Consider the following 20,847-nt stretch of genomic DNA (forward strand, 5'->3'; position numbering starts at 1 on the left):
TGGATTCGCTCATCACTGCGCCGCCAATGAAGTGCCGGGGATGGTCAACACCTGGCCGATCTTCAACTCGTCGGTTTTCAGGTTATTGGCGCTGCGCAAGGCTGCAGGCGTGACCTGGAAACGGACCGCCAGCATGGCAACGGTATCACCGGGTTGAACACGATGGTCACGCGGGCCCTGGGCGATTTTGCCGGAGTCGCGCAACCAGGCGATATAGGTGCCCGGCGGCGGGTTTTGCTGGAAGAACTGCCGCACACCGGCGCTGATCGAGCGCGCCAGCGCTTGCTGATGACTGGCGCTGGCCAGTTTCGACGCTTCGTTGGCGTTGGAGATAAACCCGGTTTCCACCAGGATCGACGGGATGTCCGGCGACTTCAACACCATGAACCCGGCTTGTTCCACACGCTGTTTATGCAGCGACGTCACGCGACCGATATTACTCAGCACTTTCTGCCCGACGTTAAGGCTGGAAGTCAGCGAGGCCGTCATCGACAGGTCGAGCAGCACCCCGGCAAGCATCTTGTCCTTGTCATCAAGCGACACGTTGCCGGCCCCGCCGATCAAGTCGGAACGGTTTTCACTGTCGGCCAGCCAGCGCGCAGTCTCGGAGGTAGCGCCGCGATCCGACAGGGCAAATACCGAGGCGCCAAAGGCAGCGGTTGAAGGCGCGGCGTCGGCGTGAATGGACACAAACAGATCCGCGCCCTTCTTACGGGCAATTTCAGTACGGCCACGCAGCGGAATGAAGTAGTCACCGGTACGGGTCAGCTCGGCGCGGTAGCCTTTCATGCCATTGACCTGGCGTTGCAGCTCACGAGCGATGGCCAGTACCACGTCCTTCTCGTGCTGGCCGCGTGAGCCGGAAGCCCCCGGGTCTTCGCCACCGTGGCCGGCGTCGATCACCACGATAATGTCGCGCTTGCCTGCCGGTGCAGGCGGCGGCGGTGGCAGCTTGACTTGGGGTTGCGAAGGGTTGACCGGCACCGCAGGCACCGTCGCCACGCTTGGCGTTGGCGCAGGCGGCGGTGCGGCGTCGGCGGGGTTGTCGAACAGGTCGACCACCAGGCGGTTGCCGTACTGGGCGTTGGGGGCCAGGGAGAAGCTTTTGGGGGTCACGGCCTTTTTCAGGTCAATGACCACACGCAGGTCGGTCGGCGTACGCTGGGCAGAGCGCATGGCGGTGATGGGCGTGTTGGCGGTGGAGACTTTCAGCGGCGCGGCCAGGCTGGCACCGTTGATATCGATCACCAGGCGATCAGGCGCCGTCAAGGTAAAGACGCTGTGCTGGACCGGGCCAGACAGGTCGAACACCAGTCGCGTGTTATCCGGCGCTCGCCACAGGCGAACACTTTTCACCTGTGAAGCAGCCAGAGCATTGACAGTCATTGCCGCAAGCAACACCCCCACGACAGCAACCAACGCGCGAAAGCGCATACCTAACCCCACCAATTATTTGAATTCCAATGCCAGAGCAGCACACCACGACTCAGCGCGTGGGCTCTGGGGCAACAACTTCAGCTGACGTCCGTGCTCATGCGGCGTAATGGTAATGGTCAGGTCCGGCTTTGGCAAAAAGCCTGTGCCTTTATTTGGCCACTCGATCAGGCACAGCGCATCATCGTCGAAGTAATCACGGATGCCCATGAACTCCAACTCTTCAGGATCGACCAGGCGATAGAGGTCGAAGTGGAAAGCACGCACGTCGCCGATCTCGTAGGGCTCGACCAACGTGAAGGTCGGGCTTTTTACCGCGCCGGTATGGCCCAGGCCGCGAATAATCCCCCGGGACAGTGTGGTTTTGCCTGCGCCCAGATCACCCTCGAGAAAGATCAACCCGGCCCCTTGCGTGACCTGCGAAATACGCTGGCCCAACGCGACCATGGCCTCTTCATCTGCCAGGAAAAGAATTACTTCAGGCACGGCGACTGCTCCTCCAGCAATTGACGAATGGCGGGGATCAGGTCGCTGGCAGCCAAGCCGCGACCAAAACTACCCTGGCGGTCTCCGGCGGTCGCGTGCAACCACACGGCCAGGCAGCTCGCTTCGTACGCGGGCATCCCCTGAGCCAATAGTGCCCCGACCAGGCCGGCCAAGACATCACCGAGCCCCGCCGTCGCCATCGCCGGATGGCCTTGATCACAACGGGCAAGCCGTCCATCCGGACTTGCAATCAAACTGCCAGCACCCTTGAGGATAGCCACTGCATTGAATTTCTGACTCAACGCGCGCGCCACCTTAAGGCGATCTGCCTGAACCTCGGCTGTCGATAGCCCCAACAAACGCGCAGCTTCGCCCGGATGAGGGGTAATCACACAGTTGGCCGGCAGCTCGACGCTGCCAGTGGCCAGTTGATTGAGCGCGTCGGCATCCCACACCTGCGGCACGCTGGCATTGGCCGCGACCGACAACAGGCTCTTGCCCCAGGCGTCATCGCCCAGGCCTGGGCCAATGACGATCACCGAGATTTTTTCCAGCAGGCCCATCAACTGGTTAGCCGAGCTCACGCCGACGGCCATGACCTCCGGCAGCCGAGCCAGAGCGGCCGGCACGTGTTCCGGCCGCGTCGCCAGCGAGACCATGCCGGCGCCGCTGCGCAGGGCACTTTCGCTGCTCAGCAACGCTGCGCCGCCAAAGCCACGGTCACCACCGATGACCAACAGGTGGCCGAACTGGCCCTTATGGGCGTCCGGGGAACGCGCAGCCAGTTGCGGCAAATGGCCGGGCAACAACAGCTGAACGTCGGTAATTGGGTGTTTTGTCTGAGGCATGCGTCTTCAAGCTCCGATGTCTGGCAGAATTATACGCATCTAACCTGTGGTTTCCCGTGTCTCATGCCTGCTATTACCTCCGATCTGCCCGCTCTCGCCCAATCGATCAAAGACTGGGGTCGCGAGCTGGGCTTTCAACAAGTGGGCATCAGCGGCCTCGACCTGGCTGAGCATGAACAGCACCTTCAACGCTGGCTCGACGCGGGTTACCACGGCGAGATGGAGTACATGGGCGCCCACGGCAGCAAACGCTCCCACCCGGACGAGCTGGTGCCCGGCACCTTGCGCGTGGTTTCACTGCGCATGGACTACCTGCCTGGCGACACCCAGATGGTGCAATTGCTGGCCCAACCAGAAAAAGCCTACATCTCGCGCTACGCCCTGGGCCGCGATTACCACAAGCTGATCCGCAAGCGCGTGCAGCAACTGGCCGACCGCATCCAGGCGCAGATCGGGCCGTTCGGCTTTCGCGCCTTCGTCGACAGCGCGCCCGTCCTGGAAAAAGCCATTGCCGAGCAAGCGGGCCTGGGCTGGATCGGTAAAAACACCCTGGTTCTCAACCGCAAGGCCGGCAGTTATTTCTTCCTGAGCGAACTGTTTGTCGATCTACCGTTGCCGGTAGACCCACCCCACGCCACAGAACACTGCGGCCGCTGCACGGCGTGCCTGGACATCTGCCCCACCAACGCCTTCGTCGGCCCTTACGTGCTGGACGCGCGACGCTGCATTTCGTACCTGACCATCGAACTCAAGAGCGCTATCCCCGAAGACCTGCGCCCACTGATTGGTAACCGGGTATTTGGCTGCGATGACTGTCAGATCGTTTGCCCGTGGAATCGTTTCGCTCGACCTACCGCCGAAAGCGATTTCAAGCCACGGCACAATCTGGATAACGCAGAACTGGCCGAATTGTTTATGTGGGACGAGGATAAATTCCTCAGCAGCACCGAGGGCTCGCCCCTGCGTCGCGCCGGTTACGAGCGCTGGTTACGCAACCTGGCGGTGGGCCTGGGTAATGCGCCCTCCAGCATTCCAGTGCTGGAAGCCTTGAAGGCGCGGCGGGACTACCCGTCGGAGTTGGTACGCGAACACGTGGAATGGGCGCTGGAGCAACACGCGGCCCGCTAGTGCACATCGTCGTTGTAGACGAACTTGGGCATTTCCCAGTGAAACCGGATCGCCAGCAGGCGTAACAGGAAGCCACTGAACAGCGTCAGCAGAATCGCTTGCTCGCTGGGCAGCTTCAGGTACAGGCACAGCAAGTAGAACCAGGCAGCCAGGAACGACACGCTGGCATACAGCTCGCGGCGGAAGATCAGCGGGATGTCGTTACAGAAGATATCCCGCAGGATGCCGCCGAATACCCCGGTGATGACCCCGCTGACCGACGCCACCAACATGCCGTGGCCCATTTCCAGGGCGGTCATGCAGCCGATCAGGGTGAAGGCCACCAACCCCACCGCATCCAGCGCCAGGAACAGCGAGCGCAGGTGGCGCATCAAGGGCGCGATAAAGATCGTCACCAATGCTGCAACAGAGGTCAGCACCAAGTATTCCGGGTGTTTGACCCAGGTCAGCGGGTAGTGGCCGAGCAACACATCGCGCACCGAACCGCCGCCCAGGGCTGTCACGCAAGCGATCAGCACCACGCCAAACCAGTCCATGCCACGCCGACCCGCGGACAGGGCGCCAGTCATGGCTTCGGCGGTGATGGCGACGAGGTAGAGCATCAGCAACATGATGGCGATCCTGACAGAGAGGCCGGCAGTCTAATCATTTGCCGAGGGCACCAAAAGGGGGCGCTTGGCGATAAACCGCGTCGCCTGTATCGCAGGCAAGCCAGCTCCCACACTTTGAATTTGCGAATGCAGTCAAATGTGGGAGCTGGCTTGCCTGCGATAGCGCACTCACTGGCGCCGCAGAATCAAGCCTTGATGAAATGCTTGCGGTAATGCTGCAACTCGGCAATCGACTCACGAATATCGTCCAGCGCCAGGTGCGTGCTGCCTTTATGGAAGCTGTCTTTGACTTCCGGCGCCCAACGCGCAGCCAGTTCCTTCAAGGTCGACACGTCCAGGTTGCGGTAGTGGAAGTAACTTTCCAGCCCCTTCATGTGCGTATAAAGGAAGCGGCGATCCTGGCAGATGCTATTGCCGCAGATTGGCGACTTGCCCTTGGGCACCCATTTTTCCAGGAAGGCGATAGTTTCGGCCTCGGCTTCGGCCATGCTGATGCGGCTGTCGCGCACGCGCTGGGTCAGCCCGGAGTTACCGTGGGTGCGGGTGTTCCACTCGTCCATGGTGGCGAGTACGGCGTCGCTGTGGTGGATGGCGATCACCGGGCCTTCGGCCAAGGTGTTGAGGTTGCTGTCGGTGACAATGGTCGCCATCTCGATGATGACGTCGGTGTCGGGGTTCAGACCGGTCATTTCCAGATCGATCCAAATCAGGTTCTGTGGGTTTTGCATGGCTTGATTCTCTTGGCACCTTGGCGTAGCCGGGCAGTTTAGCAGGCGGGGGCGTGCTAGACTCGCGACCGTTTTACCCAACTTTTGCATTATCGACACGGAACACCAATGGCCAAACGCCAGCTCAACCGTCGCCAAAACTGGCGCATCGAAAAGATTCAAGGTGAACGCGCCGCCCGCGCCGCCAAACGTGAATCCTCCGCCGTGGAAGCGCTCGAGGGCGGCGACCTGGGCCCCGAACAAACGGGCCTGGTGATCGCGCACTTTGGTGTGCAGGTCGAAGTCGAGGCGCTCGAAGGCGAACTCGCAGGCCAGGTGTTCCGTTGCCACTTGCGCGCCAACCTGCCCGCGCTGGTCACCGGCGACAAGGTGGTGTGGCGTGCCGGCAACCAGGGCATCGGCGTCATCGTCGCCCAGTTGCCACGCAGCACCGAACTGCGCCGCCCCGACAGCCGTGGGCAGCTCAAGCCGGTGGCGGCCAACGTCGACATGATCGTGATCGTGTTCGCGCCGCTGCCCGAGCCCCATGCCAACCTGATCGACCGTTACCTGGTCGCGGCCGAGCATGCTGGCATCCGCCCGTTGCTGCTGCTGAACAAATTCGACCTGATCGACGAGCAGAACGCCCCGGCGCTCAACGCATTGCTGGCGGTCTACCGCACCCTGGGCTACCCGGTGCTGGAAGTGTCGGCTCACCACGGCAACGGCATGGAACAGCTGCAACAGCAGTTGGACGGGCGGATCAGCGTGTTCGTCGGCCAGTCTGGCGTGGGCAAGTCGTCGCTCGTCAACAGCCTGTTGCCGGAAGTCGAAACCCGCGTGGGCCCGCTGTCGGAGCTGTCCGGCCAGGGCACCCACACCACCACCACCGCACGGCTGTTCCACTTCCCGGGCGGCGGCGAGTTGATCGACTCACCGGGTATTCGTGAGTTCGGCCTGGGCCACGTCAGCCGCAGCGATGTGGAAGCGGGCTTCATCGAGTTCAACGACCTGATCGGCACCTGCCGCTTCCGCGACTGCAAACACGACCGCGAGCCGGGTTGTGCGCTGCTCAAGGCACTGGAAGATGGGCGCGTGCAGCAGCAGCGGATGAACAGCTATCGGTCGATTATTGCGAGCTTGCCTGAGAGCAGCTACTAACCTACCGCCAGCTCTGTAGGAGCGAGCTTGCTCGCGAAGCTCTCAAACGCAACGCGGGCATCCTGGATACACGCGTTATCGTTGACGTTTTTCGCGAGCAAGCTCGCTCCTACAGTGACAGCGCAGATACAACAAGGCCGCGATCATCGCGGCCTTGTTGTATCTGGAGCTTAGGAGGCCGGCGCGGGCACCGTAGGATCCTTCATCCCACCATCATCAAACAGGTTCAGCTTCTGGCGCAGCTCATGGGCTGGCAGCGGTTCCTGCTCCGGCGGCAGCGCGTTCGGGTCGGCCGGCACTTCGCCTGGCGCACCGTCGCCCTGGGTCGGTGCCGGTGGCGGTGGTTGATCGCCTTCAATCGCACGCTGGGCTTTTTTGGTCAGCACCACGATGTCGATACGGCGGTTGACCGGGTTGAACGGGTCTTTGGGATCAAACAGTTGCGAGGAGGCAAAACCCACTACCCGCGCCACTTGCGGGTCCGGGTAGCTGCCGGCCACCAGCGCACGCCGGGCAGCATTGGCGCGGTTGGCCGAGAGTTCCCAGTTGCCGAAATCACCCTGGCCCGCGTAGGGCTTGGCGTCGGTATGCCCGCTGATGCTGATTTTGTTCGGCACCGCCTTGATGGTGTCAGCCATGGCCAGCAGGATGTCTTCAAAGTACGGCTTCAACCGCGCACTGCCAGAGTCGAACATCGGCCGGTTGGCCGCATCGGTAATCTGGATGCGCAGCCCCTCGGGGGTGATCTCGAAGGAAATCTGGTCCTTGAACTTCAGCAACTGTGGGTTTTCTTCAACCTTGTTCTGCAATTCCTGCAGCAACAGTTCCAGTCGCTCCTGTTCGACCTGCTCGGCCATGGATTCGACAGTGTCGCGCTCGATCGGGACTTTTTCCTGAGGCGATTCAGTTTGCACTTCCGGGTTGATGGTGCGCTCGGGCGCCAGTTCCGGCGAGCCGCCCAGGTCAATGACAAACGGCGTACCGCTTTCCGAAAAGCCAATCGGGTCTTTGAAGTAGCCGGCGATGGCGATTTTCTGTTCTGGCGTAGCGGTGGACATCAGCCACAACACCAGGAAGAACGCCATCATCGCCGTGGCAAAGTCGGCGAAGGCGATTTTCCAGGCACCGCCATGGTGCCCCGCAGCGAAGCGCTTGACGCGCTTGATGATGATCGGCTGGTTGTTTTCCATGGCTTAGCGACCGCGAACCGCTTGTTCCAGCTCGGAGAAACTTGGGCGGTGTTTCGGGTACAACACCTTGCGCCCGAACTCCACGGCCAACGACGGCGGCATGCCCGACGCCGATGCCACCAGGCACGCCTTGATCGCTTCGTAGAGGTTGATCTCTTCCTTGGCATCGTGGGCCAGGGAGGTGGCGAGCGGGCCGAAGAAACCATAGGCGGCGAGAATACCGAAGAAGGTGCCCACCAGCGCCGCACCTACGTGCATGCCGATGGCCGCCTGATCGCCCTCGCCCAGGGACGCCATGGTCACCACGATCCCCAGTACCGCCGCGACAATACCAAAACCGGGCATGCCGTCGGCAATGCCGGTCACGGCGTGGGAAGGATGCTCCAGCTCTTCCTTGAGGCTGAACAACTCCATGTCGAACAGGCCTTCCAGCTCGTGAGGCGCCATGTTGCCGGAGGACATGATGCGCAGGTAATCACAGATATACGCGGTCATGCGCTCGTCTTTGAGCACGGCCGGGTACTTGGCAAAAATCGGGCTGGCCGCGGCGTCTTCGATATCGCCTTCGATCGCCATCATGCCTTCGCGGCGGCTTTTGTTGAGGATCTCGTAAATCAGCCCCAGCACTTCCAGATAAAACGTGTGGGAGAAGCGCGAGCTGAACATGCCCAGGGACTTCTTGACCACGTGCATGGTCATATAGCCTGGGTTGGCCTGCAAAAATGCGCCGAACGCGGCACCGCCGATAATCAGCACTTCGAAAGGCTGGATCAGTGCGGCGATTTTACCGTGGGAGAGGACGTACCCTCCGAGCACACTTGCGATGACGACAATGATGCCGATAATTTTAGCCATAGGAGAGGGGTACTTGCGCCGTCGGGTTCATGGACATATGGGGTGCAGCAGAAAACTCTTGTTCTACTTATCGGCAAAACTGCGCCAGACTATAGCCCGTTAAGGCGAAAAGCCAATTCGGCCCGTTCCGGGCGTGTTGAACGCAAGTGATGATCGCGCCCCAATCATGGCAATTGAAACGACAGTCCCAACAAACCGCCCCACTACCCTCGCCGCTTGGATCAAGTGCCTGGACGACGTGCTGCTGCCCGTGCCCCAGGCCAGCCATGAACGTGTGTGTAAAGCCATTCGCGATAGCCGCAGTTCATTGCGAGATATTGCTGAGTTGATGCAAAACAGTCCGGCCCTGGTGCTGAGTGTGATGCGCGAAGCCAACAGCCACGCCCACGGCAGCCTGACCGAACCTGCAGAAAACCTTGAAGTCGCACTTAACCGTCTGGGCCTCAAACGTGCCGAAGAGTTGTTGGCGCGCCTGCCTTCGGTACCCGCCCGGGAAATCCCCGTGGCCTTGCGTCAACTGCTGCTGATCAGTCAGCACGCATCCCAGCAAGCCAACGGTTTGTTCGGCAGTCGCCTGGCGCGGCTGTGGCAGGACATCCACTGGGGCAGCCTGCTGTTTCTGTCGCCGCTGTGGCCGATGGCCGTCGCCTACCCCAAGCTCCTGGAGGAGTGGGAGTTGCGGGTGATCCATAAAGGCCAATCGGCGCGCCAGGTCGAGCAACAGCTGTTCGGCGTGCGTTTGCTTGACCTGTGCCTGGGCCTGACCGAAGCCTGGCACCTGCCGATCTGGGTTTCACAGGGCTACAAGTTGCTGTTGGCCGAGCAACGCCTGCTGGTCAAGGCGCTGCACATTGCCCGTCAAGACGATGCCCTGCGCCACCAGCAATTGCTCGATGCCGAGCCCAACCTGCGACGCTGGCTGAACCAGCCGGCCAACACCGTGTTGCTGGCCAACGGCCTGGCGATGTCGGCCCAGGAATCCTGGACCTGCCCGCACACTGAGCGCTGGCAATACCTGACGGCGCTGTACCTGCAAACGCCGTTAAGCGATGTGCAACAGCAAGCCCACCAACAAGCGGTGACCAGTGCTCGTACCACCTTGATGCCCGACCTCTGGCACCCGGCGCTGTCGCTGATCTGGCCGTGGCACGTACAGAAAGTCCATCGCGGCTTGCTGCCTGCACCACCGCCCACTGCCGAAGCCTTGGCCGTGTGGCGCACGCGTTGCACCGAGTTGCTGGTGGAGCCGAGCCGCTTTGCCAACGCCATGCACCTGACCACTTGCGCCAAGGAAGCCCTGGTGGCAAGTGGCATGCAGCGGGTACTGATATTCATGGCAGATCGCGCCTTGAGCACCTTGCGTGTACACCAAGCCGACGGCCTGCCCAAGGACGCGGCTCACCTGAGCCTGGATGTGGTCAATAGCACACTGCTGCAACGCCTGCTGGAAAAGTCCGCCCAGGTACGCCTGAACCCCGACAACCATGCGCAGTTTTCCGCATTGCTGCCACCGATCCTGCGTCGTCTGTTTATTGGCGAGCATCTGCTGCTGCGCTCACTAAGCTGCAACGGCCGTGTGGTCATGCTGATCGTGGCGGACCAAGGCGGCGGGCCGTTCTCGGAAACCACCGTGCAGGCGTTCGGCAAAACCGCCCAATGCATCGAGAAAGCCCTGCACAGCTTTACCAACCGCAGCGCCTGATGCTTGCGCTACAATCACCGGCCTTTATCGCCAACATTTGTGCCCAGGAGACCTCACATGCCTGACTTCTCTGGCTTGCCGCTGGTGATCGAATCCGCCGACCTGTTGGGTCGCCTCGATTCCAAGCACTTGATACTGGTAGACCTCACCAGTATCGCCCGCTACGCCGAAGGGCATATCCCCGGCGCGCATTTCGTTGACCCCAAGCGCACCCAACTGGGACAGCCACCGGCACCCGGCCTGCTACCAAGCAAGGCCGACCTGGAAAAACTGTTCGGCGAACTGGGCCACACCCCGGACGCCACCTATGTGGTCTACGACGACGAAGGCGGCGGTTGGGCCGGGCGTTTTATCTGGATGCTCGACGTGATCGGCCACCAGAAATATCACTACCTCGACGGTGGCCTGCTGGCTTGGCTGGAGGAAGGGCACCCGCTTTCCACCGATGTGCCCCCAGCAGCCGGCGGCCCGGTCAGCCTTACGCTGCACGACGGCCCCACAGCCACCCGCGAATACCTGCAAAGCCGCCTCGGCGCGGCCGACCTGGGGATCTGGGACGCTCGTGGCCCGCTGGAGTATTCCGGCGAGAAAGTGCTCGCAGCCAAGGGCGGCCACATTCCCGGCGCGGTGAACTTCGAATGGACCGCCGGCATGGACAAGGCGCGCAGCCTGCGTATCCGCCGTGACATGCCGCAAATCCTCGAAGACCTCGGGCTGACCAAAGACAAAGAAATCATCACCCACTGCCAGACTCACCACCGCTCTGGCTTCACCTACCTGGTGGCCAAGGCGCTCGGTTATCCGCGAGTCAAAGGTTATGCCGGTTCCTGGGGCGAATGGGGCAACCACCCCGACACCCCCGTTGAGATTTAAGGTTTAAGGACAGTTATGAAAAAGCAGTTGTTTATCCTCAGCCAGTACTTGCTGCCGCACCACTTGCTGTCGCGCCTGGCCGGCAGTATCGCCGAGTGCCGCGTGCGCTGGTTCAAGAACGCATTCACTGCCTGGTTCGCCAAGCGCTACCAGGTGGACATGTCCCAGGCCCTGGTGGAAGACCTGACCGCCTACGAGCACTTCAACGCCTTCTTCACCCGCGCGCTGAAAGACGGCGCCCGTCCGTTGGATCCAACCCCAGGCGCAGTGCTGAGCCCTGCCGATGGCGCGGTTAGCCAGCTAGGCCCGATCGAACATGGTCGTATCTTCCAGGCCAAGGGCCACAGCTTCAGCGTGCTGGAACTGCTCGGTGGCGATGCGGCAATGGCTGCGCCGTTCATGGGCGGCGACTTCGCGACTATTTACCTGTCGCCCAAGGACTACCACCGGGTACATATGCCACTGGCCGGTACCCTGCGCGAGATGGTGTATGTGCCAGGGCGGATTTTCTCGGTCAACCAGACCACCGCCGAAAACGTGCCGGAACTGTTTGCCCGTAACGAGCGCGTTGTCTGCTTGTTCGACACCGAACGCGGCCCGATGGCCGTGGTGTTGGTAGGTGCGATGATCGTTGCGTCGATTGAAACCGTGTGGGCCGGTTTGGTAACGCCGCCGAAACGCGAGCTGAAAACCTTCCGCTACGACGAAGCGGCCCGCGCGCCGATTCATCTGGAGAAAGGTGCGGAGCTGGGTCGCTTCAAACTGGGATCGACCGCCATCGTGTTGTTCGGGCCGGACCAGGTGAAGTGGGCTGAAGAACTGGCAGCGGGTACGCCGGTGCAGATGGGCCAGGGTATCGCCGCTGCTAAAGCCTGATATTGCAGTTGATCGCTCCCACGCTCCGCGTGGGAATGCAGCCCGAGGCGCTCTGCGCCCAAAGCGTGACGCAGAGCGTCACTGGAGGCGCTCCCACGCGGAGCGTGGGAACGATCAGTGACAGTGAGATCGGCTTATAGCTGACCGTCTCGGTCACGCAGGCCCAGCAGATACAACACGCCATCCAACCCCAAGGTCGAAATCGCCTGCTTGGCTGACTGCTTGACCAACGGTTTGGCGCGAAAGGCCACCCCCAACCCGGCAATCGCCAGCATCGGCAAGTCATTGGCGCCGTCGCCGACCGCAATGGTCTGCTCCAGGCGCAAGCCTTCCTTATGGGCCAATTCCTTGAGCAGGTCGGCCTTGCGCTGGGCGTCGACAATCGGCTCCACCGCGACGCCAGTCACTTTGCCATCCACCACTTCCAGCTCGTTGGCGAATACATAGTCAATGCCCAGCTTGGCTTGCAACTGGTTGGCGAAGTAAGTGAAACCGCCGGACAGGATGGCGGTCTTGTAGCCCAGGCGCTTGAGTTCGGCGAACAGGGTTTCGGCGCCTTCAGTCAGGCGCAGCGACGCGCCGATCGAATCCAGCACGCCAACGTCCAAGCCTTTGAGCAGCGCCAGACGCTCCTTGAAGCTGGCACGAAAATCCAGCTCGCCGGCCATCGCGCGCTCGGTAATCTCCGAGACTTGCTCGCCCACACCGGCCGCCTTGGCCAGCTCGTCGATGACTTCGGCTTCGATCAAGGTGGAGTCCATGTCGAACACCGCCAAGCGGCGATTGCGACGGAACAGGGAGTCTTCCTGGAAGGCGATATCGACATTCAGTTCCTGGGCCACGCTCAGGAAATCGGCGCGTAGCGCTTGCGCGTCAGCCGGTTCACCGCGCACGGAGAACTCGATGCAGCCCTTGCCTTTGTCAGCCGGAGTGTCCAAGGGCATGCGACCCGACAGACGGTCGATATGGTCGATATTCAATCCGTATTGCGCGGTGATCGAACTGACGCGCTGCAACTGCTCAGCCGTTACCTTGCGGGTCAACAGGGTGACGATATGGCGCTTTTTACCCTGGCCTTCGACCCAGTGCTGGTAGTCAGCTTCGGACACCGGGGTGAAACGTACCTGTTGATCGAGCTTATACGCCGTAAACAGGATGTCCTTGAGTACCGAGGAGGCCTGTTCGGTGCTAGGGATCTCCACCAGGATGCCGAACGACAAGGTGTCGTGGATCACCGCCTGGCCGATGTCGAGAATGTTCACACCACCCTGGGCCAGGACGCCGGTAATGGCTGCGGTGAGACCCGGCCGGTCTTCACCCGTGATGTTGATCAGGACAATTTCGCGCAAAGCGCACCCCCAGGCTGGAAAAAAACCGCATTCTACCCACTTTCAGTGACCATCGGGCACAGCCAGCGCTTTGCCGGCCATGGGCCTGTCGCTATACTGCGCGTCAACTTCACGGACCAAGAGCCGAGCGCAAGTGAACCGGCCCACGCCAGTAAAAACCGATAACTTCTTCCTGCTGATCTTCCGGGCACTGCGCCATCGCCGTGTACCGATTGCATTGCGCATCGCCAGCCATAACGTGATCCTGGTCGCTCTGGCCCTGGTGATCTACGCCTGCGTGATGGGTTTGCAGTTCAAGCAGGCCATGCACGAGCAAGCTGACGCCCTGGGCGCGAGCCTGACAACCCAGACTGCCACTTCGGCGACTGAGTTGTTGGTGTCCAACGACATCCTCAGCCTCAACGTGTTGCTCAACAACCTGACCAAGAACCCGCTCGTGGCCCACGCCGCTATCTATAGCGTGGACAACCGGATCATGGCCGAGGCCGGGCAACGCCCGAAAAACGGTCTGCTCGGTGAGGCCGAAGGCCTGTATCAGAGTAATATTACGTTCCAGGACGTGAAGGCCGGCCAACTGCGTATCAGCCTTGATATGCAACAGTTCCAGCAGCCGATGACCATCAGCCTGCAAAGCATGGGCATTCTGAGCGCGATCCTACTGGCCTTGGCCCTGGCCTTGAGCCTGCGCCTGGGCCGGCATATCTCCACACCGTTGATGCAACTGCGCATCTGGCTGCGGGATATCGACGAACACACCCCGGCCACCGATCGCCAGGACGAAATCGGCGACCTCGCGCGTCAGCTCCACGCCAGCTTTGCCCCGGAGCCAAAAGCGCCTGAAGTCGAGCCCGAGCCTGAGTACGACGACACCGAGGACTACAATGACGAGCCTGAGTTTGAAGTGCGCGACCTGCGCGACCCAGGCTTCGACGAAAGCGCCCCGGTGGCCGGCCTCAAGCCTGCGCCGCGCCATGTGATCAAGGCCGAGGAAGACGAGCTGGACGACGAAGACCCGTTCGCCGACCTGCGCGACACCTCGGCAGCCGCCCCAGTCGCTGCGCCCAAACCCGTTGCGGTCAAGAACGCCGAGCCACAGCACAGTGCCGTACTCGCCGTGCAACTGGGCGCCCAGGAGCAACTGCGCCGCCTGCCCCGTGCCCGCCTGACCGAACTGCTCGAACGCTACCGCGACTGCCTCGACCAGGCCGCTTCGCTCTACCAGAGCGAACTGCACACCCTGAACGATGGCAGCACGCTGATGCTGTTCCACAGCGAAGACAGCGGCGAGGACTACCTGACCAATGCCATCTGCTGCGGCGAGCTGTTGCGCGCCCTGGGCCATGCCCTGCAGATCGAAGTGGCCGACAGCGGCATTACCCTGCAACTGCAGCTGGGTCTAACCGTGGGTGACGACCTGTTTGGCATCAGCCAGATCGACCTGCTGCTGACCGAAATCGCCCAGGATGCCCTGGCCTTGTCCCAGCACAGCCGTAACCTGCTGTTGGTGGAGCGCAAGATCAGTGAAGACACGTTGATCCGCCAACGCGCACGTATCCGCCCGATTGCCAGCCCTGAAGGGGCCAGCTGTGTGGAGCGGTTGATGGAGCCGTATCCATCGATGCTGGAGCGGCAGTTGGCGCGGATGCATGAGACCCGCAACAAGGGTCGACTCCAAGACTAATGCATTGATGATCACAAGCCCGCAGAGAACAAACACTTGCGGGCTTTCTAGTACTATTTGATTTTCTTGCTATCCACGACATTTATGGTTCGGCGTGGAATCCAGCCTGACCTGACCTGGTCCAAAAGCTGATACCCACTCATTTTAAAGTTGGACCCGACGGGTAGCGGCCTTTCTATCTGGACAGACCATTGTCCAAAACCATCGACAACCGCGTACCCAAGTGGAACTCCGGGCCTGTTCTCCTGATTCAACTCAACCACGGCCCCCACAACGCCAGTGCCTTTTACAAGAGGCTGGCGGCCAACGGTCTGGTTTTCGGCAGGGGTTTCGATAACCGGAGCATCGGGAACCTGCACTACCTGGAAGGTCCTATTCGCCAACCAGCGGGCGATTTTACCGTCAAGCTGCTGATAGCCCGTCATGACAAAGGAGTTTGTGACCGGCAGAGGCTGATCAACCTGCACCGACCAGCGTCCATAGCCATCGACAGTGGTGGTCGCCAAGGCGTTATACGGGTCACCCGATTTGAGCAACACGACGGTCGCGCCCGCAATACCACTACCTGACACAACTGGCCGACGTCCTGTTTTCACACCTTGTGCAGGGGTTTCGATAATCGCCAGATCGGGAGCATCGACAACCTGGATAGTTCTATTGGCCAACCAACCGGATCTTTTCCCCTCAATCGACTGATATCCAGTCATGGTAAAGGCGGGTGGGCTTATCGGCAGCGGATTATCAACCTGCGTGGCCCATCGCCCATAACCATCGACGGTAGTAGTGGCTAAAATATTTTCAGGTTTGTACGACTGCATCAACACAACAGTAGCACCTGCTACACCCGTACCGGCCACAAAAGGCCGGCGGCCCGTTCTGACGCTTTGGGCCGGCGTTTGGATAATCGCCGGGTCAGGTACATCAACAACCTTGAGTGTCCTGTTCGCCAGCCAACCCGAACGTTTTCCATCAAGGGTTTGATAGCCGGTCATGGTAAAGGCGGGTGGACTTATCGGTAGAGGGCGCTCTATGCGCACTGACCAGCGGCCATAGCCATCGACCCTAGTAGTGGCCAGCGGGTTGTAAGGATCGTAGGATTTAAGCAACACCACAGTAGCACCAGGAACACCGGTACCTGACACTTGCGGCAGGCGGCCAACTTCGACATTTTGGGCGGGGGTCTCGATTATTGCCGCAGGCACGCTCAGTTCAGCCACCTTGAAGCTGCGATTGCCAGATAACACCGAGGTTCTTCCCCCAAAAGTTTGTCGGGCAGTATAAGAATAACTGCCAACATCATGCACTGACAGCGAGTACACCGACCAGTTGCCGTTGCCATCGGCAATGGCAGTGCCCACGACCTCCTCGGGCTTGGAAGCATTTACTATTTCAATACGTGCGCCAGGCCAGGCAGTGCCGGCAAATACTGGCTGTTTACCGGTGCTGGCCCCCTCGAGAGGGACCGCAATGACGGGAGCGGGGACCGTGGTTGTACAGTAAGGAAAACCCGCCCCATCAAGCGCGACCGCGACTATCGCCTCGTCCGCCCCGGCGCTGCACACAAACACTTTAACCTTGCCGGAAGAGTCCTCAAATGTCTGCCCCGTAAGTAAGGTAGGATCGTTGGTTCTTGGCGTCTCTGGCGTGGCATCAATCTGCACATTCTGCACGCCTTGCTCCCTCGCATAACGCATCCACACGCCATTGACCCGGTTGTCATTCTCCGGAAAGTTATCAAAGACCGTAGGTTTCCTGTATTCGAGCGACAACAACGGGTAGTAGGCCCCACCGGGCGAATGGGTTTCAGGGATCTTGATCAGGTACAGCTGCGGGCCTTCGCGTCCCAACACCTTCAAACTGTAAAGGCCGGTGCGCGTGATAGTCGTCGCCTGGCCATCATCCAGCCAGCCGGCATAGCGGCGGCTGACCGCAGGATAAAGCGTGCCACCACCTGACACTGAGTCACCAGTGTCTCCATACTCAACGTAAGTGCAATCAACAGGCGCACTCACAGACGCGCCATTGCGGGGGCAGCCTATGAGGCTTCCCCCATGACGAAAGCCTAAATTATGACCAAGCTCGTGCTTGTAAACATGCGGTGAGCCTGCCTTGCCAAACACTCCAACATGCCTACCGGGGGTAAAGGCCAAGGCGCCACCGCCACAGTTAACGATGTTAATTTCATAGTCGAAATCATCGGGATTAAGGCCATTCTTTTCGGCAGTCTTGCGACCCTCCGCGATAGACGTGGACATAGAGCATCCCTCAGGCTTCGGTCCAGACGTCGCCTCCACTACCCGCCCCTCCAACTTCAGCTTTCCACCGGACGCAGCCAGAATATAAGAGCGTAATGAATTAGGATCAGTAGACAGCGTATGCAACTCCACCTGATCCCTGTCCAACACTCGCTCTCCCTGCCAATGGGTTACCGTGACCAGCATCCTCTTGGTGCCCGTCACAGGGCGGATTATCTGACTCAAGCTTGACAGTTCACCTTCGGCGGGCGGAAGTTCATCATTTTCAAGGCCGCCAAATTCACGATTAACTTCATGGCTACAGCCCATGAGAGCAACACTTAATGCACTACAAAAAAACCAAGCGAGGAAGATCGATATTTTTTTCATGAGTTCAGTACCTTAAGAGATAGGACTGAAATCACACTAGAGACCTTATGCGCAGCTGGATACTGTCAGAATTAACAGGTACGCAGAATTAGGCGCTGGCGTTTTACAGCAGGCATGAAAAAGCCCGCGGGCTTGGCGGGCTTTTTCAAAAATAAATTTCAGATCAGAACCTGAACACTTCCAGATCCGTACGAATCGGCGTGGCCATCGGCATCTTCGGCTTTTCCGGGGCCGCAGGCTTGGCCTGGGCAGGGGCCTGTTTACGCGGCTGCGCTTCGGCAATCGGCGGCTGGTTGGCCAGTGGTTTGAGCGCCACCGACAACTGCTGTGCCAAGTGCTGCAACAGCACACCCTGAGCCTGGACCTGGGACGCAGTGGTGCCGGCGTGTTCTTCCTGCAGGTGCACAATGCGGTTGTCCCGCACCTGCCCGCGACGGTCGATCAGGCGCCACTGTGCATCCAGGATCGCCGGTTGCGACTTGCCGGAATCCAGCCGCGTAATGGTCAGCAACACCTGTACATCCGGGGTGAACCCGGAGGGTCCCGGCGCCAGGACTACTCGCTGGCTGTCTAACTGGCCGGCGACCTGACGCAACATCAACTGGTTGATATCCGACGACAGGCTACCGGCCCAACGACCATCTGTGGAACCTTGCAGGCTGCCGTCGTTCTGACGTTGAAGCAGGGTTTCGCGTTGCAGGTAATCGGCAACGACTACCGGCCCCAGCAATACTGCCATGCCAGCGGTTTGGGCTGGCTGAGCCGGACTTCCGCTGTCCAGCTGGTACAGCGACACCGGTTGATGTGTGCTGCAACCCGCCAACCCCAAAAGGCCAGCGAGCATCAAAAATAGAGGAAGGCGTGGAGCAGTCATCATCCCATCCAAGTGGCTGCCACAAGGCGAACCACAATGTAATACTAAAAATAACCTGAACACGCTCGGCCACGCCGGCGCTGGAAAGGCCATATCATCCGTGAATATGCGCCATGACTCCAGCGCGAAAGCATCGATCTACGCGTTAAATCGTAGATCGAGGCCTCTAGTACCGCTTAAACCGGCGTTTCGACCAGCAAGGCATCCACTCGCTGGAAGCCTCGTGGCAGTTTGTTACCTCGCCGGCCACGCTCACCCTTGTAGTGTTCAAGGTCGTCAGGGCGCAATGACAACGTGCGCTTGCCGGCCTGGAGCACCAGGGTAGAGCCTTCCGGGACCACGGCGATGTCAGTCACATACTCCTCGCGACTGGCCACCCGGTCACCGGGAATCCCGATGATCTTGTTGCCTTTACCCTTGCCCAACTGCGGCAAGTCGCTGATCTTGAACACCAGCAAGCGCCCTTCGGTGGTCACCGACGCCAGCCAGTTGCTTTCACGATCCTCCACCGGCCTCGGCAGAATCACCTTGGCGTTGTTCGGTAGGCTCAACAGCGCCTTGCCCGCCTTGTTCTTGGCCTGCAGGTCTTCACCCTTGACCACGAAACCGTAACCGGCGTCGGAGGCGATGACATACAGCGAATCATCGTCCGGCAACAGCACGCACTCGAAATTCGCCCCCGGCGGCGGCGTGAGGCGCCCGGTCAACGGCTCGCCCTGCCCCCGCGCAGACGGCAGGGTGTGGGCCGGCACCGAATAACTGCGCCCGGTCGAGTCGATAAACACCGCAAACTGATTGGAACGCCCGGCGGCAGCGGTCTTGAAGCCATCACCGGCTTTGTACGAAAGGCCGGTGGCGTCAATATCATGCCCTTTGGCGGAGCGAACCCAACCCTTTTCCGACAGAACGACGGTAATTTTCTCGTTGGGCAACAGTTCGGTTTCGGTCAGGGCCTTGGCTTCAGCGCGCTCGACGATAGGCGAGCGACGGTCATCGCCATAGGTTTCGGCGTCTTTGATCAGTTCGCTACGCACCAGCTTCTTGAGCTTGGCTTCGCTGCCCAGCAGGGCTTGCAGCTTCGCTTGCTCCTTGAGCAGTGCATCCTGCTCGTCGCGCAGTTTCATTTCTTCCAGGCGTGCCAACTGGCGCAAGCGGGTGTCGAGGATGTAGTCCGCCTGGATTTCGCTCAGCTCGAAACGCGCGATCAGTTCGGCCTTCGGATGCTCGGCGGTACGGATGATATGGATCACTTCATCCAGGTTGAGGTAGGCGATCAGCAAGCCGTCCAACAGGTGCAGGCGGCGCTCGACCTTGTCGAGGCGAAATTGCAGGCGGCGACGTACGGTTTGTACGCGGAACTCCAGCCATTCCACCAGCAGATTGCGCAGGTTCTTCAACTGCGGCTTGCCGTCCAGGCCGATGATATTGACGTTGACCCGGTAGCTGGACTCCAGGTCGGTGCTGGCAAACAAATGCTGCATCAACACTTCATGATCCACCCGGCTGTTGGTCGGGATGATCACGATACGGCACGGGTTCTCATGGTCGGACTCGTCACGCAGGTCGGCCACTTGCGGCAATTTAGACGGTTTGGCCTGCATCAACGCGGCGATCTGCTCCAGCACCTTGGCACCCGACACCTGGTGCGGCAGCGCGGTCACAATAATGTCACCGTCCTCGATGTGGTACACCGCACGCATACGCACCGAGCCCTTGCCCGTTTCGTACATCTTCAGCAGGTCGGCGCGCGGCGTGATGATTTCTGCTTCGGTCGGGTAATCCGGGCCCTGAATATGCTCGCAGAGCTGCTCGACCGTAGCCTTGGGCTCATCGAGCAAGCGCACGCAGGCGGTGGCGACTTCGCGCAGGTTGTGCGGCGGCACGTCGGTGGCCATGCCTACCGCAATACCGGTGGTGCCATTGAGCAGGATGTTCGGCAAACGCGCCGGCAAAACCAGGGGTTCATCGAGGGTGCCGTCAAAGTTCGGCCCCCAGTCCGCGGTGCCCTGGCCCAGCTCGCTGAGCAGCACTTCGGAATAACGCGACAGCCGCGCCTCGGTGTAACGCATGGCGGCGAAAGATTTGGGGTCATCCGGTGCACCCCAGTTACCCTGGCCGTCCACCAAGGTATAGCGGTAGCTGAACGGCTGGGCCATCAGCACCATCGCTTCATAGCACGCCGAATCGCCGTGGGGGTGGAACTTACCGAGCACGTCACCGACGGTACGCGCCGACTTCTTGTGCTTGGAATCGGCGTCCAGGCCCAACTCACTCATGGCGTAGATGATGCGCCGTTGCACGGGCTTCAGGCCGTCGCCGATATGCGGCAAGGCACGGTCCATGATCACGTACATGGAGTAGTTGAGGTAGGCATTTTCGGTGAATTCAGCCAGCGACCGGCGTTCTACGCCATCTAAGCTGTCTGCGAGGATGTCACTCATGCGGGCC

Annotated in this window: 17 protein-coding genes; 6 read left to right on the forward strand and 11 right to left on the reverse strand. The window is 60.4% G+C overall.

Translation table 11 applies throughout. The features are described 5' to 3' along the window. Positions 1-12 precede the first annotated feature (12 nt). From HU730_RS10685 to HU730_RS10695, 3 genes are read right to left on the reverse strand one after another with little or no spacing between them, the layout of a single operon-like run. Complete coding sequence (locus HU730_RS10685; RefSeq protein WP_003188054.1) at positions 13-1,434, reverse strand: N-acetylmuramoyl-L-alanine amidase; 1,422 nt, start codon at positions 1,432-1,434, stop codon at positions 13-15. A 15-nt stretch (positions 1,435-1,449) separates the two neighbouring features. Beyond that, entirely contained in the window at positions 1,450-1,920 is a 471-nt protein-coding gene (tsaE, locus tag HU730_RS10690) for a tRNA (adenosine(37)-N6)-threonylcarbamoyltransferase complex ATPase subunit type 1 TsaE (protein ID WP_014716665.1), read from the reverse strand. Further along, positions 1,908-2,768 carry an NAD(P)H-hydrate dehydratase gene (locus tag HU730_RS10695; RefSeq protein WP_054896264.1) on the reverse strand — a complete coding sequence of 287 codons (861 nt, stop codon included), beginning with the start codon at positions 2,766-2,768 and terminating at the stop codon, positions 1,908-1,910. Before HU730_RS10695 ends, tsaE begins: the two co-directional genes overlap by 13 nt. Positions 2,769-2,831: 63 nt before the next feature. Here HU730_RS10695 and queG point away from each other — a divergent pair, with 63 nt between their 5' ends. Next, positions 2,832-3,896, forward strand: a complete 1,065-nt coding sequence (queG, locus tag HU730_RS10700) for a tRNA epoxyqueuosine(34) reductase QueG (protein WP_127880463.1) — start codon at positions 2,832-2,834, stop codon at positions 3,894-3,896. Here queG and HU730_RS10705 read toward each other — a convergent pair. Both HU730_RS10705 and orn read right to left on the reverse strand, forming a co-directional pair. Continuing rightward, a complete protein-coding gene (locus HU730_RS10705; RefSeq protein ID WP_169918769.1) occupies positions 3,893-4,510 on the reverse strand; it encodes a trimeric intracellular cation channel family protein in 618 nt (205 codons plus the stop codon). The two genes, queG and HU730_RS10705, sit on opposite strands and share 4 nt — an antisense overlap. A gap of 182 nt (positions 4,511-4,692) precedes the next feature. Beyond that, entirely contained in the window at positions 4,693-5,235 is a 543-nt protein-coding gene (gene orn, locus HU730_RS10710) for an oligoribonuclease (RefSeq protein WP_003171343.1), read from the reverse strand. Positions 5,236-5,343: 108 nt separating this feature from the next. Here orn and rsgA point away from each other — a divergent pair, with 108 nt between their 5' ends. Continuing rightward, positions 5,344-6,375, forward strand: a complete 1,032-nt coding sequence (gene rsgA / locus HU730_RS10715) for a small ribosomal subunit biogenesis GTPase RsgA (protein WP_003188044.1) — start codon at positions 5,344-5,346, stop codon at positions 6,373-6,375. A 170-nt stretch (positions 6,376-6,545) separates the two neighbouring features. Here the strand turns inward: rsgA and motB are convergent, their stop codons facing one another. After that, on the reverse strand, positions 6,546-7,565 hold the full coding sequence (gene motB / locus HU730_RS10720; RefSeq protein WP_186526791.1) for a flagellar motor protein MotB: 1,020 nt from the start codon (positions 7,563-7,565) through the stop codon (positions 6,546-6,548). A gap of 3 nt (positions 7,566-7,568) precedes the next feature. Continuing rightward, on the reverse strand, positions 7,569-8,420 hold the full coding sequence (motA, locus tag HU730_RS10725; RefSeq protein ID WP_003188041.1) for a flagellar motor stator protein MotA: 852 nt from the start codon (positions 8,418-8,420) through the stop codon (positions 7,569-7,571). A 166-nt stretch (positions 8,421-8,586) separates the two neighbouring features. Between motA and HU730_RS10730 the strand changes: the two genes are divergently transcribed. The 3 genes from HU730_RS10730 to asd are packed head-to-tail and all read left to right on the forward strand — an operon-like array spanning position 8,587 to position 11,871. After that, positions 8,587-10,122, forward strand: coding sequence for an HDOD domain-containing protein (locus tag HU730_RS10730; RefSeq protein ID WP_054918861.1), 1,536 nt, complete (start codon positions 8,587-8,589; stop codon positions 10,120-10,122). Positions 10,123-10,179: 57 nt separating this feature from the next. Continuing rightward, positions 10,180-10,995 (forward strand): rhodanese-like domain-containing protein, encoded by an 816-nt coding sequence (locus HU730_RS10735; RefSeq protein WP_034125642.1) that lies wholly within the window; start codon positions 10,180-10,182, stop codon positions 10,993-10,995. A 15-nt stretch (positions 10,996-11,010) separates the two neighbouring features. Continuing rightward, positions 11,011-11,871, forward strand: a complete 861-nt coding sequence (gene asd / locus HU730_RS10740; protein ID WP_060764581.1) for an archaetidylserine decarboxylase — start codon at positions 11,011-11,013, stop codon at positions 11,869-11,871. 134 nt (positions 11,872-12,005) lie between these two features. On the opposite strand, the gene serB is transcribed toward asd, so the two are convergent. Then, positions 12,006-13,220: a phosphoserine phosphatase SerB gene (gene serB, locus HU730_RS10745; protein WP_106117968.1), complete on the reverse strand. Its 1,215-nt coding sequence runs from the start codon at positions 13,218-13,220 to the stop codon at positions 12,006-12,008. A 133-nt stretch (positions 13,221-13,353) separates the two neighbouring features. On the opposite strand from serB, the gene HU730_RS10750 reads away from it, so the two are divergent. After that, positions 13,354-14,901, forward strand: a complete 1,548-nt coding sequence (locus HU730_RS10750) for a HAMP domain-containing protein (protein WP_034125640.1) — start codon at positions 13,354-13,356, stop codon at positions 14,899-14,901. Between the two features lie 53 nt (positions 14,902-14,954). Here HU730_RS10750 and HU730_RS10755 read toward each other — a convergent pair whose 3' ends face one another. The 3 genes from HU730_RS10755 to parC all read right to left on the reverse strand — a co-directional run bounded on the left by HU730_RS10755 (position 14,955) and on the right by parC (position 20,840). Next, on the reverse strand, positions 14,955-17,525 hold the full coding sequence (locus HU730_RS10755; protein WP_186526790.1) for a hypothetical protein: 2,571 nt from the start codon (positions 17,523-17,525) through the stop codon (positions 14,955-14,957). Positions 17,526-17,688: 163 nt separating this feature from the next. Further along, positions 17,689-18,402 (reverse strand): ABC-type transport auxiliary lipoprotein family protein, encoded by a 714-nt coding sequence (locus tag HU730_RS10760; RefSeq protein WP_032873461.1) that lies wholly within the window; start codon positions 18,400-18,402, stop codon positions 17,689-17,691. A gap of 173 nt (positions 18,403-18,575) precedes the next feature. Continuing rightward, complete coding sequence (gene parC / locus HU730_RS10765) at positions 18,576-20,840, reverse strand: DNA topoisomerase IV subunit A (protein ID WP_020301636.1); 2,265 nt, start codon at positions 20,838-20,840, stop codon at positions 18,576-18,578. Positions 20,841-20,847: the final 7 nt, after the last annotated feature.

Source organism: Pseudomonas sp. SWRI22, assembly GCF_014268395.2.
GTDB lineage: Bacteria > Pseudomonadota > Gammaproteobacteria > Pseudomonadales > Pseudomonadaceae > Aquipseudomonas > Aquipseudomonas paracarnis.